At 66.4% G+C, this 12,779-nt stretch carries 12 protein-coding genes and 1 pseudogene; 12 read left to right on the top strand and 1 reads right to left on the bottom strand.

Translation table 11 applies throughout. From position 1 onward, the window contains the following. Positions 1-9: 9 nt before the first annotated feature. The gene (locus VLA65_RS00180; protein WP_332601465.1) at positions 10-1,194 is read left to right on the top strand and encodes a Gfo/Idh/MocA family protein; all 1,185 of its coding nucleotides are present in this window, start codon (positions 10-12) and stop codon (positions 1,192-1,194) included. Here the strand turns inward: VLA65_RS00180 and VLA65_RS00175 are convergent. Further along, positions 1,191-2,129: a LysR family transcriptional regulator gene (locus VLA65_RS00175; RefSeq protein WP_284989760.1), complete on the bottom strand. Its 939-nt coding sequence runs from the start codon at positions 2,127-2,129 to the stop codon at positions 1,191-1,193. The genes VLA65_RS00180 and VLA65_RS00175 overlap by 4 nt on opposite strands. Before the next feature lie 115 nt (positions 2,130-2,244). On the opposite strand from VLA65_RS00175, the gene tdh reads away from it, so the two are divergent. The 11 genes and pseudogenes from tdh (at position 2,245) to VLA65_RS00125 (ending at position 12,774) form a co-directional block, all read left to right on the top strand. Then, on the top strand, positions 2,245-3,291 hold the full coding sequence (tdh, locus tag VLA65_RS00170) for an L-threonine 3-dehydrogenase (RefSeq protein ID WP_284989759.1): 1,047 nt from the start codon (positions 2,245-2,247) through the stop codon (positions 3,289-3,291). 59 nt (positions 3,292-3,350) lie between these two features. Next, positions 3,351-4,559 carry a glycine C-acetyltransferase gene (locus tag VLA65_RS00165; protein WP_332601464.1) on the top strand — a complete coding sequence of 403 codons (1,209 nt, stop codon included), beginning with the start codon at positions 3,351-3,353 and terminating at the stop codon, positions 4,557-4,559. A gap of 6 nt (positions 4,560-4,565) precedes the next feature. After that, positions 4,566-5,966: a 6-phospho-beta-glucosidase gene (locus VLA65_RS00160; RefSeq protein ID WP_332601463.1), complete on the top strand. Its 1,401-nt coding sequence runs from the start codon at positions 4,566-4,568 to the stop codon at positions 5,964-5,966. A 54-nt stretch (positions 5,967-6,020) separates the two neighbouring features. Then, positions 6,021-6,128: pseudogene (locus VLA65_RS21955) on the top strand (pyridoxamine 5'-phosphate oxidase family protein); the annotation flags it as partial. Positions 6,129-6,189: 61 nt separating this feature from the next. Further along, positions 6,190-6,465 (top strand): pyridoxamine 5'-phosphate oxidase family protein, encoded by a 276-nt coding sequence (locus tag VLA65_RS21950; RefSeq protein ID WP_442880120.1) that lies wholly within the window; start codon positions 6,190-6,192, stop codon positions 6,463-6,465. Between the two features lie 68 nt (positions 6,466-6,533). After that, entirely contained in the window at positions 6,534-7,646 is a 1,113-nt protein-coding gene (locus VLA65_RS00150) for an NAD(P)/FAD-dependent oxidoreductase (protein ID WP_332601462.1), read from the top strand. A gap of 11 nt (positions 7,647-7,657) precedes the next feature. Next, a complete protein-coding gene (gene hutI, locus VLA65_RS00145) occupies positions 7,658-8,881 on the top strand; it encodes an imidazolonepropionase (protein ID WP_332601461.1) in 1,224 nt (407 codons plus the stop codon). A 215-nt stretch (positions 8,882-9,096) separates the two neighbouring features. Continuing rightward, positions 9,097-10,014, top strand: coding sequence for an SIS domain-containing protein (locus VLA65_RS00140; RefSeq protein WP_332601460.1), 918 nt, complete (start codon positions 9,097-9,099; stop codon positions 10,012-10,014). Between the two features lie 8 nt (positions 10,015-10,022). Continuing rightward, a complete protein-coding gene (locus VLA65_RS00135) occupies positions 10,023-10,973 on the top strand; it encodes an ROK family protein (RefSeq protein WP_332601459.1) in 951 nt (316 codons plus the stop codon). Next, positions 10,970-11,938, top strand: a complete 969-nt coding sequence (locus tag VLA65_RS00130) for a 1-phosphofructokinase family hexose kinase (protein WP_442880119.1) — start codon at positions 10,970-10,972, stop codon at positions 11,936-11,938. Before VLA65_RS00135 ends, VLA65_RS00130 begins: the two co-directional genes overlap by 4 nt. Continuing rightward, positions 11,935-12,774: a class II fructose-bisphosphate aldolase gene (locus VLA65_RS00125; protein ID WP_332601458.1), complete on the top strand. Its 840-nt coding sequence runs from the start codon at positions 11,935-11,937 to the stop codon at positions 12,772-12,774. Before VLA65_RS00130 ends, VLA65_RS00125 begins: the two co-directional genes overlap by 4 nt. The last annotated feature ends 5 nt before the right edge of the window (positions 12,775-12,779 follow it).

The raw sequence follows: 12,779 nt of genomic DNA, 5'->3' as shown, positions 1-12,779 counted from the left end.
AAAGTACTTATGGACCTCAAAGTAGGCATCGTCGGATTCGGCTTGCGGTCGTCGCTGTGGCGCCACGCGCACAAGCCCGGCCACGGTTCGGAAGTCACGGTTGTGTGCGATCTGGGCGAGCGCGGCAGGGCTGACGCAGCAGAGAAGATCCCGACGGCGGTCATCACCGAGGACCTGGACGTCTTGTTGGCCTCCGGCCTGGACGCGGTGCTGGTCCTGACCCCGGACAACCAGCACGCCGCCGTCGCGGTCCGGACGCTCAAAGCGGGCATTCCCACCTTCTGCGAGAAACCGCTCGATGTCACGCTGGAAGCAGCCGACCTCATCCTCCAGACGGCCTTCGACACCGGGACACGACTGTACGTGGGCCACAACATGCGGCACATGCCGGTAGTGGTGCAGATGCGGGACATCATCCAGGCCGGGACCATCGGTGACGTCAAGGCCGTTTGGTGCCGGCACTTCGTGGGAAACGGCGGGGACTACTATTTCAAGGATTGGCATGCCCAGCGCGCCAACACCACCGGGCTGCTGCTGCAAAAAGGCGCGCACGATATCGACGTCATCCACTGGCTCGCCGGGGGATACAGCACCAAGGTGCAGGCAATCGGTGATCTCGCCGTCTACGGGGACGTCGCGTCCCGCCGCGACAACACGGGCCGCCGGATGGGGGATTGGTTTTCGGTGGACAATTGGCCCCCCACCGAGCAGACGGACCTCGCTGAGACGATCGACGTCGAGGACATCTCGATGATGAACATGGTCCTGGACAACGGTGTGCTTGCCTCGTACCAGCAGTGCCATTTCACCCCGGACTATTGGCGGAACTACACCGTGATCGGCACCAAGGGCAGGATCGAGAACTTCGGTGACGGGGCCGGCGATCAGATCTATGTATGGACCACCCGGACAACCTCAGGTTTCGCCGAGCCCGACCAGAAGGTCTTGGTCCGTGACGGCGAAGGCGGCCATGGCGGTGCGGACCCCTTGCTGATCGCAGAGTTCCTGCGGTTCGCCAAGGACGGGGGAACCACGGCGACCTCGCCGATCGCGGCCCGGGAGGCCGTGGCCGCGGGAGTGCTTGCCACCGACTCCCTCCGCGGCGACGGTTGCGCGAAGCTGGTTCCGGCCTTGCCGGAAGAGCTCGTGGAGTATTTCAACGCAGGGCAGCCGGCCCGGGTCCGGGAACTCTAGCGCCGCGTGCCGCCGGCGAGTTCGGTCATGACGGTTTGTAGTGCTTCGCAGACCGTCATGACCGATTTCCGTTTCAGGGTCTCCGGCCTCGCCAGGATGTCGATCTTGCGCACGGAATTCACCCCCGCGAGCGGTCGCAGCACCACGCCGGCGTCCAGGACGCGCTGGGCGGTGAACCGCGGGAGCAAACCTATCGCGCCACCGTCCGCCACGAGCGAGGCCACGGTGGAATAGTCGTTGATGCGGTGCAGGACGTCCGCCGGGCGCCCGCTGACGGCGACGACGGCGGCCAGCACGTCCGCGGGGGAGTATCCGTCGCGGCTGGTCACCCAGGGCTGCCCGACGACGTCGGCCGGCCTGAGTTCGCGGCGCGCCGCGAGCGGGTGCCCGGCAGGCAACGCGACGTCGAGCGGTTCGTCGGCGAGCGGGATGACGGCTACTTTGTCGGTGGGCCAGCCGGGACTGTGCTCCATCCGGTGCGCGAGCACGAGGTCGTAACGCGCGGCGAGGCCCGGAAAGTCTTCCTGTGCGACGTCTTCGTCGGCGAGCTTCACACGGGGAACGCTGTTTTCCGGACCCGCGGCGCGTGCAGTCGTCAACAAGGCCGCGAGCGGAGCGAACAAAGCCTGCCCCGCACTGTGGAAGGCGCTCACAGTGACGGTGGAGCCAGGGGAGTCGTGGTACGCGCCGATCGCCGCCTGGGCGTCGGCCATGGCGCTCACGACGGCGGCTCCGGCGTCGGCGAGGACCCGGCCAGCGTCGGTGAGCACCAAGGCGCGGCCTTCCTTGCGGGTCAAGGGCACGTCCACCGACTTCTGCAGGAGGGCGAGCTGCTGGGAAACGGCCGAGGGAGTGACCATGAGCGTCTCGGCCACGGCCTTGACACTGCCGAGATCTCCTAGTTCCCTGAGCATTTGGAGCTGATGTACTTCCATTTAGCAAATGCTAAATCGTTGATTGAGAAAAACCTAGTTGTGCTAAACCGTCCGTGGGGCTTCAATGAAGTGAAACGGCACACAAACGGCCCAATCCCTTGAGTTAGGAAGACCCATGAAGGCTCTCTACAAGTCCGGTCCCCACGCTGGTTTTGAACTCGTCGAACGGCCCGAACCGGAGGCAGGTCCCAGCGACGTCAAGATCCGCGTCATGACCACCGGTATCTGCGGAACGGACCTGCACATCCAGTCCTGGGACGCTTGGGCGCAGAGCATCATCGAGACTCCCTTGATCGCGGGACACGAGTTCTACGGCGAAGTGGTGTCCGTGGGCGAGGACGTCCGCGACGTCAAGGTCGGTGACCGCGTCTCCGGTGAAGGCCACGTGGTCTGCGGCATCTGCCGCAATTGCCGCGCAGGCCGCCGCCAGATGTGCATCCATACGGTGTCCGTGGGCGTGCAGCGCGACGGCGCCTTCGCCGAATACGTTGTCATTCCGGAGACCAACGTCTGGGTCCACCACGATCCCTCCGTCACCCCGGAGCTTGGCGCCATCTTCGACCCCTTCGGCAACGCCGTCCACACCGCACTGAGCTTCCCCCTCGTCGGCGAGGACGTGCTCATCACAGGCGCCGGCCCCATCGGACTCATGGCAATCGCCGTCGCGCGCCACGCCGGTGCCCGCAAGATCGCCATCACGGACGTGTCCGCTCCCCGTCTCGAACTCGCCCGGAAGATGGGCGTGGACCTCGCCGTTGATGTGTCGAAGATGCGCGTCAAGGATGCCCAGCTCGAGCTCGGCATGCGCGAAGGATTCGACATCGGCCTGGAAATGTCCGGGCATCCCACGGCCCTGCCTGAGATGATCAACAACATGAACCACGGCGGACGCATCGCCATGCTTGGCTTGCCCAGCCAGTCCATCGACATCGACTGGGGCAAAGTGGTCACCCACATGCTGACCCTCAAGGGCATCTACGGCCGCGAAATGTACGAAACCTGGTACGCCATGAGTGCCATGCTGTCCTCCAACCCCGTGCTGCACAGCCACATCTCCGCCGTCGTCACGGACAAGCTGTCCGCCACCGACTGGGAAAAGGGCTTCGAAATCGCACGCGCCGGCACAGGCGGCAAGGTTGTCCTCGACTGGACTGAACTCTAGAACGCCGAACTCTAAGACACCGTAAAGTCCTCCCCAAGACCCCAGTACCAGGAGCCACCATGTACTCAAGCATCAAAGAACAGCTGCAGGGCGAACTTGAAGAGATCCGCACCGCAGGCCTCTTCAAGACCGAACGGCACATCGACTCGCCGCAGGCCAGTCACATCTCCGCAGGCCAGCTCGGCCAGCCGGCGAACGCCGTCCTGAACTTCTGCGCCAACAACTACCTGGGCCTGGCAGACCACCCGGACATCATCGCCGCAGCCAAGTCCGCCATGGACGAGCGCGGCTTCGGCATGGCCTCCGTCCGTTTCATCTGCGGCACCCAGGACCTGCACCTTGAGCTCGAAGCCCGGGTCTCACAGTTCCTCGGAACCGAGGACACCATCCTCTTCTCCAGCTGCTTCGACGCCAACGGAGGTGTCTTCGAGTCCCTGTTCGGGGCCGAGGACGCCATCATCTCGGATTCCCTGAACCACGCCTCGATCATCGACGGCATCCGGCTCAGCAAGGCCAAGCGCTTCCGCTACGCCAACCAGGACATGGCTGACCTCGAAGCCAAGCTGATCGAGGCCTCAAGCGGCGAAGCTCCGGCCCGGCGCAAGATCATCGTGACGGACGGCGTCTTCTCCATGGACGGCTACCTCGCGCCGCTCGAAGCCATCTGCGATCTCGCCGAAAAGCATGACGCCCTGGTCATGGTGGACGATTCCCACGCCGTCGGCTTCATGGGAGCCACCGGCGCCGGAACTCCGGAACACGCGGGTGTTTCCGACAGGATCGACATCTACACCGGGACGTTCGGCAAGGCCCTGGGCGGTGCCTCCGGCGGCTACGTCTCCGGCCGCAGCGAAATCATCGCCATGTTGCGCCAGAAGGCCCGCCCCTACCTGTTCTCCAACTCCCTGGCCCCCGCGATCGTCGCAGCCACCATCAAGGCCATTGAACTGGTCCAGGGTTCGGGCGAGCTCCGCTCCAGGCTCTTCGAGAACGCCGCATTGTTCCGCCGCCGCATGAGCGAGGAAGGCTTCGAGCTGCTCGACGGCGAGCACGCCATCATTCCGGTGATGTTCGGCGACGCCGTGCTTGCCGCGAAGGTTGCCGACGAGATGCTCCACCACGGAGTGTTCGTCACCGCGTTCAGCTACCCCGTGGTACCCAAGGGAGCGGCCCGGATCCGCGTGCAGCTCTCGGCCGCGCACAGCTCCGAGGACGTCGAGGCGTGTGTCCAGGCCTTCGTGAAGAGCCGCGCAGCCGCGGGGCTCTGAGTTCCCATGATCCTCACCATCCTGGGCGGCGGGGGATTCCGGGTACCCCTGGTCTATTCAGCGTTGCTGTCCGACCATGGGCCCGGCCGGGTCACCGAACTGAGGCTGTTCGATGCCGACCCCGCGCGCCTGGGCGTGGTGGCCAGGGTCCTCGCCGACATGGCCGAGGGGGTGCCCGACGCACCAGCAGTGAGGACGTTCACGGCGCTGCCGGAAGCCTTGCCCGGCACCGACTTCATCTTCTCCGCCATCCGGGTGGGTGGACTCGAGGGGCGCGCCGCCGATGAGCGGATTGCCCTGGCGCACGGTGTCATCGGGCAGGAGACCGTCGGTGCCGGCGGGATTTCCTATGCCTTGCGGACCATTCCCGTGGTGCTGGATATCGCCGAGTCGGTGAAAAAGCATGCTCCGCACGCCTGGTTCATCAACTTCACCAACCCGGCCGGCGTCATCACCGAGGTCATGACGCAGGTCCTTGGCAACAAGGTGGTGGGGATTTGCGATTCGCCGGTGGGGCTGGCCAGGCGATGCTTGCTCGCAGCCGGAATCCACCGCGGCGCGGCTGCCTTTCGGGATGGCTCCGTGCAGATCGACTACATCGGCCTGAACCACCTGGGCTGGTTGCGCGGGCTCGTGGTCGACGGTGCGGATGTCTTGCCGCGGCTCCTGGCCGACGACGGCGCCATCGAGTCCTTTGAGGAGGGCCGGCTGTTCGGCGCTTCGTGGATCAAAGCCCTAGGTGCGGTTCCCAACGAATATCTGCACTACTACTACTTCAGGCGGGAAGCGCTCGACGCCGACCGGCGCGCCCACATTACCCGCGGCGCCTACCTGGCGCGCCAACAGTCGTCCTTCTACAGCGGGCTCGAGGCAGCAAACGACGGCGGTGCGGAGCCCGCCCAGGGGGTCCCGTCGTCGAAAGCGGCTTTCAGGCTCTGGGAGAAGACCAAGCTCGATCGCGAAGAGACATACATGCAGAGCAACAGGGACGCGGCAGGCACGTTCGAACGCGACGCCGAAGACCTGGTTTCCGGCGGCTACGAGGCCGTGGCCTTGGCGATCATGCGCGCCATCAGCCAGGGCGAATCGGCCCGACTGATCCTGAATGTCCCCAATAAAGGCACCCTGGCGGAACTCGACGCCGACGCCGTCATCGAGGCGCCGTGCCTCGTGGATGCGGGTGGAGCCCGCTTGCTCCCGGCCAAGCCCCTACCGGACTACGCGCGCGGGCTCGTCGTCAACGCCAAGGCGGTGGAACGCGCCACCATCGACGCTGCGCTCACGGGTTCCCGGCGCTCCGCCTACACGGCGATGGCCATGAACCCGCTCGTGGACTCGGTCAGGGTGGCAGAAGCGCTCCTGGCCGACTACATCGGCCATTTCAAGGAACTCCAATACCTGCGCTGAACCCCTTCGCCTAGGCCCTGTCCCGAGGCGGAGAGGAGGCCTAGTATCTGCAGCATGGACAAAGATGCAGCACCTTCCGTGACCGAAGTGTTGGATTCGCAGCAATGCTGGAATCTCCTGAGGGGCGTGTCCGTCGGCAGGCTGGCCGTGTGGCTGGGAGACCACCCTGACATTTTTCCGATCAATTACACCGTGGACCAGGGGACGGTCGTCTTCAGGACCCTTGGGCGAATTCCCGGTGGCCATGGAGGTGGACGGCGTCGACGCCAACACGGGCGTCGCGTGGAGCGTTGTGCTCCACGGCAAGGCGGCGCCCGTCAAACAGCTCGACGACGTCATCAACACGTTCTCGCTGCCCCTGTTTCCTTGGGAATCCGGCAAGAAGGACCATTTCGTGCGGGTTCCCGCGGATTCGATCTCCGGACGGCGCTTCACCGTCACGGAACCGCTCACGTGGTGGACCCCCTACAGCGGCATCAAGCCGTCCGCGTTGGAATAGCCGGCACCGGCCCTGTTCGGCACCGGGCGCTACTCGCATCTGGGCCTGCGCGCTGACAGGATGGGGGGATGGCTGCAAATTATGATGTGGTAATTGTCGGTGGAGGAATCGCCGGGTTGTCGCTCGCCTCAGCGCTGGCCGGCCAGTGTTCGGTAGCCCTCGTGGAAGCCGAACAGACACTGGCGTACCACACGTCCTCCCGCTCGGCCCGGCAGCTCATCCCCAGCTATGGACCCGCCGTCGTGCAGGAACTCACCGTCCGCACGCTGGAGCTGATGGCAGCCCGCGACGCCGGATTGCCGGTACCGGTCCTGGAACCGCGCTCGTTCATGCTGGTGGGCGACGAAGCCACCGTCAAGGCGGAAGCCAGCGGACACATGCACCCCATCACGCACGCCGAAGCCCTTGAGCTGTGCCCGGCACTGAATCCGGGGGCCTTCACGGCCGCCGGCCTGGACACGGGGTCTTTCGCCTGCAATGCGCCCGTGCTGTTGGAAGACCACCGGCAGCGCGCCGAGGCCGGGGGAGTGGACATCATCACCGGCGCCCGGGTCCATTCTGCCCAACGGCTTGGTTCCGGCTGGCAATTGGGCGCCGGGCTGGAAGGCTTCCAGTCCGCCGTCGTCGTCAACGCGGCAGGTGCCTGGGCGGACGAGCTCGCGGTGCTCAGCGGCGTGGAGAAGCTCGGCTTGCAGCCGTTCCGGCGCACGGCGGCCATCGTCGACGTCGAGCGCCCGCTTCGGCCGGGCACCCCCATGGTGGCGGCGGCCGATGACACCTACTACTTCAGGCGCGAGGGGGAACAGGTGCTCATTTCCCCGTCGGAAACGGTGCCGAGCGGTCCCGAGGACGCGCGGCCGCGGCCCGGCGACGTGGAAGAGCTCGTGGTCCGGCTGAATTCGATCACGTCGCTGGGCATCCGCTCCGTGGCAAAAGCCTGGACGGGGTTGCGCACGGAGGCTGCCGACGGCGTTCCGGTGGTGGGATTCGACGCCGAGGCTCCCGGTTTCTACTGGCTTGCCGGACAGGGCGGCTACGGTTTCCAGACCTCTTCCGCCATCGCCGAACTGGCTGCCGCGGAGATCCTGGGTTCGGGGACCGTTGGCACCGCACCGGGCATCAGTCCGGCATCCCGGACACCGAGGGAGCTGGCAGCGGCCCGTTGGTCCATCCGCCGTTGAACAATAGGTTCATGAGCGGGCAGACGAGCACACTGATCAGCAACATCGGCGAACTGATGACCCAGGACGCGGAGCATCGCGTCCTCAAGGATGCCGCCGTAGTAATCGAGGGTGAGCGGATTGCCTGGATCGGTCCGGCGTCGGAGGCTCCGTCGGCTGATGGGCACGTGGACGCGGAAGGCCGCGCCGTGCTCCCGGGGTGGGTTGACTCGCACTCGCATCTGATTTTCGCCGGGGACCGGACCGCCGAATTCGAGGCCAGGATGGCCGGCCAGAGCTACAGCGCCGGCGGCATCGCCGTCACCACGGGCGCCACGCGCGCAGCGAGCGACGAGGAACTGACCCGGCTCGCTGCCGGGCGCGTGGCAGAAGCCGTTTCCCAGGGCACCACCTACCTCGAGAGCAAGACTGGCTACGGACTGGACCTTGAGAACGAGGCCCGGAGTGCACGCATCGCGGCAGCGACCGTGGATGAAGTCACCTACCTCGGCGCGCACTTGGTCCCGGCCGGAGCCGACGCCGAGGAATACACGGACCTCGTCTGCGGTCCGATGCTCGACGCCGTCCGGCCGTACGTGAAGTGGGCCGATGTCTTCTGCGAGCGCGGCGCTTTCACCGAAGAGCAGTCGCGCCGCGTCCTGACCGCGTGCCGCGACGCGGGCCTGGGCCTGCGCGTCCACGGCAACCAACTGGGTGAAGGACCTGGCGTGCAGTTGGCCGTGGAGTTCGGTGCGGCCAGCGTCGACCACGTCAACTACCTCTCGGCGGCAGACATCGGGGCGCTCGCCGGGACCTGGAGCGGCTGGGATGCCTCCACCGGAACGGGCACGCGCGGCACGGTTGCCACTTGCCTGCCTGCTTGCGATCTCTCCACCCGCCAGCCGCTCGCCCCGGGCCGGGCACTGATCGACGCTGGGGTGCAGATTGCCTTGGCCGCGAACTGCAACCCCGGCACCTCCTACACGAGCTCCATCGCCTTCTGCGTCACCACGGCGGTGCTGCAGATGCACCTAAGCGTCCATGAAGCTGTCCGGGCGGCCACGTACGGCGGTGCGCTCGCGCTCGGCAGGGAGTCGGGCGTTGACGTCGACGGCGAACGGGCGGTGGGTTCGATCGCCGTCGGGCACCGCGCCGACCTGCACATGCTCAAGGCGCCGTCGGCGACCCATCTGGCGTACCGGCCCGGAATCCCGCTGACTTTCGCCGTGTGGCGGGCGGGCGTCCGCGCTGTCTAGCGGCGCCTCCGCAACGCGTCTCCCTACAGCTTTCGCAGCACAGGCAGGGCCTCTCCAGATGGAGGGGCCCTGCTTTTGCTTGGGCGTGTCCGAGGTGCCGCACGATCCTTGTGCGATTGAATATGATCGTTTAGTGTTTATATGGATCATAAAACGTCAAATGGTTGAGTGTTGAAGAGCGCGTCGAAGTAGCGCGGACAGGAATGGTAAGTGCGATGAGTAACAACACCCTCGGGGCCTTCATGGAAGAAGAGCTTGTTTCGCAGCCCGAGGTCTGGCAGCGGGCCGTCGAGCAATCCAAAGCGGAGCACCTGCTTCCCGTCGACGGCGAGCGGATCGCCGTCGTCGGTTGCGGTACCTCATGGTTCATGGCGCAAAGCTATGCCGCCGCCCGCGAAGCCGCAGGCAAGGGCGTCACCGACGCGTTCGCAGCGTCCGAAGCCTTCCTCAATCACAACAGCGCGGGCCGCCAGTACGACGCCGTCATCGCCATTACCCGCTCCGGCACCACCACGGAGGTGCTTGAGCTCCTGGAAGCCTTGCGTGGAAAAGTCCGCACTATCGCGGTGATCGGCGACGTGAATTCACCCATCACCACCCTGGCGGACGCCGTGATCGGCCTTCCCTACGCGGACGAGAAATCGGTGGTCCAGACCCGCTTCGCCACGACCGCCCTCGTGTACCTCCTGACGAGCCTGGGCATCGAACTCGGCACGGCAATCGAGGACGCCCGTCCGGCAGTGGCCGAGCCCGTTTCCCAGGAGTTGCTCGACGCCGAACAGTTCACCTTCCTCGGTACCGGCTGGACCGTTGGCCTGGCCCACGAAGCAGGCCTCAAGATGCGCGAAGCAGTTCAGGGCTGGACCGAATCCTATCCGGCAATGGAATACCGGCACGGTCCCATTTCCATCGCCGCCCCTGGCCGGGTGACGTGGATCTTCGGCCCGCAGCCCGAGGGCTTGGACGCCGACATGGGCCGCACCGGCGCCCTCTACGTCAACACCGGCAAGCACCCGCTCGCCGAGCTGGCACGGGTCCACAAGGTCACCCTGGAGCGGGCACGCGTGCGCGGCCTCAACCCCGACCTCCCGCGCAACCTCACGCGCTCTGTTGTCCTGAACGCCACGGCCTAGGCAATCCCATGGTTCTCGGAGCCGCTGAATCCGCAGTCCTGGCCTTCGATGTCGGAGGGACCGATCTGAAGGCAGGCCTTGTCGACACAGCCGGGAATGTCCTGGGTTTACGCCGCAGGGCTACGCCGCATGATCCTTTGCGGCCGGGCGAGGCGATCCTGGACGCCGTTGAGGCATTGGCCTCGGAATTTGCCGCTGAATTCCCCGCCCACCCGGCGAAGGCAGCATGCATTGTGGTCCCGGGAATCGTGGACTCCGACACCGGAGTGGGGATCTATTCGGCGAACCTGGGCTGGCGGAACTTTCCCTTTGGGGAAAAGGCCGCGCAACGCCTCGGACTGCCGGTCTCCTTCGGGCACGATGTCAGCACGGCCGCCGAAGCCGAATTCCGTTTCGGAGCGGCCCGGGATTTTCGCAACGTCGTGGTGATGGTGGTCGGCACCGGGATCGCCGCCGCTGTCATCTCCGACGGGTACCCGGTACGCGCAGGCGGCTTCGCCGGGGAACTGGGGCACGCCCTCGTTCCGGACCCCGACGGTCCGGGCCACACGATCCTCGAGGCCGTCGGCTCCGCCGGAGCGATCGCCCGGCGTTACAGCGACAAAGCCGGCACTCAGCGCGCCGGTGCCCGCGAAGTCCTCGAACGGGCCACAGCCGGCGATGCCCTTGCGGCCCGGATCTGGGCCGACGCCGTGGACGCCCTCGCTTTCAGCCTTAGCCAATGCGTCAGCATCATCGGCACCGAGGCAGTGGTGGTGGGAGGCGGGCTTGCCGAAGCCGGAGAAGGACTCCTGCAGCCACTGCGTTCCCGCCTCGATGAGCTGCTCGATTTCCAACGCCGGCCCATCATCATGCGCGCCCAACTGGGCCAGGATGCGGGTTTGCTTGGCGCCGCCATGAGGGCCCGGGCGCTGCTCCCGGCTGCGAAGGCCGCCTCCGGCACGGGGACGGGGCGATGAACCAGCCGATGAACCAGGCCATGAAACGGGTCATCACCGTCACGCCCAATCCGGCCATCGACCTGAGCTACCACGTCGCCGGGATCACCCCCGGAGCAAGCCATCGTGTTGCCGCGCCCCTCAGCCGCGCAGGCGGAAAAGGCCTCAACGTTGCGCGCGTGGCGCACCAGCTGGGCCATCCCGTGCTGGCACTCGCGCCCTGCGGCGGCACGGCGGGTGCCGAATTCGCTGCCGAACTCCTCAGCAGCGGCGTGCCGCATCGCCTGGTTCCAGTCGCCGCGAACACTCGGCGCAGCATCGCCCTCGTCGATACGGTGGGCGGCGAAACGTCCATCTTCAATGAAGAGGGCAGTCCACTCCAACCGTCAGAATGGCAGGCGCTGGCCGCCGCCGTCGTCGACGCCCTGGACGGTCAAAGCGCGGGAGTGCTTGTCGGATCCGGGAGCCTGCCGCCCGGCGCGCCGGCCGACTTCTACCCGGCGCTGGTGCGCCTGGCGCACGACGCCGGGATTCCCGCCGTCGTCGATACCTCCGGTCCCGGGATCATCGCCGCCGCACGCGCCGGGGCGGACCTCCTCAAGCCCAACAACCACGAGCTCCTCGAAGCAACAGGGGAAAGCAACCTGGACGTAGCAGCGGAGCGTTTGATCGGGCTCGGGGCCAAGACGGTCCTGGTCAGTGCCGGCGCCGACGGCATGCTCGCGTTCCACCATGCCGCCCCCGGAGGGTACTGGGCCGCCCGGCTCCCGGAACCACTCAGCGGCAACCCCACAGGAGCCGGCGACGCCGGAGTGGCGGCGGCCGCCGTCGCGCTCGCCGACGGCATCACCGACATCCCCACGATCCTCCGCCGGGCAACAGCCTGGTCCGCCGCCGCGGTGCTCATGCCGGCCGCCGGCGAGATCTCGCCGCTCTACGCGGACCTCGAAGACCAACTCATTCTCAGCTGGAAGGAGACCCTGTGACGCTCGTCAGTACACGGGAACTCATGGACACCGCCACGGCCAACCGAATCGGACAGGGCGCCTTCAATGTCATCCACCTCGAAACCGCGGAAGGCCTGGTAGCCGGGGCGGAGTCGGCTGGTGTTCCGTTGATCCTGCAGATCTCGGAGAACTGTGTCCGTTTCCACGGCGGACTCGTACCGATCGCCCGGGGTGCCATGTCCATCGCCCGGGACTCTTCGGTGCCCGTGGCCCTGCACCTGGACCACGCCGAATCCGAAGAACTTGCCCTGCAGGCTGTCGACCTCGGCTTCGGGTCCGTCATGTACGACGGCGCGCACTTGCCGTACGACGCGAACGTCGAAGTCACGCGTCGGGTCGCCACCTACGCCCAGGACCACGGGGTCTACGTCGAGGCCGAGCTCGGGAAGGTGGGAGGCAAGGACGGTGCCCATGCCCCGGGAGTCCGCACCGATCCGGCCGAAGCCCGTTCCTTCGTGGAAGCCACCGGCGTCGACGCCCTCGCCGTCGCCGTTGGTTCCTCGCACGCCATGACCGAACGCAGCGCAGCCCTGGACCTGGCCCTGATCACCCGGCTCAAGGAAGCCGTCCGGCTGCCGCTCGTCCTGCACGGGTCCTCCGGCGTAGCAGATGAAACGCTGGTGGCGGCAATCCGGGCCGGTATGACTAAGATCAACGTATCCACACACTTGAACGGGTTCTTCACCCGCGCCGTCCGTGAGTACCTGGATGCCAACCCTTCCGTGGTGGACTCCCGCAAGTACATCAAGGCCGGACGTGACGCCCTGGTGTTGGAAACCGCACGTCTGCTGACGCTGTTCGCGAAAGTGAACTAGTCCCA

Source organism: Arthrobacter sp. S2(2024), from assembly GCF_036662515.1.
Taxonomy (GTDB): Bacteria; Actinomycetota; Actinomycetes; order Actinomycetales; family Micrococcaceae; genus Arthrobacter.
The sequence above is the reverse complement of the archived record's forward strand: the minus strand, read 5'-3'. Positions and strand labels throughout refer to the sequence as shown.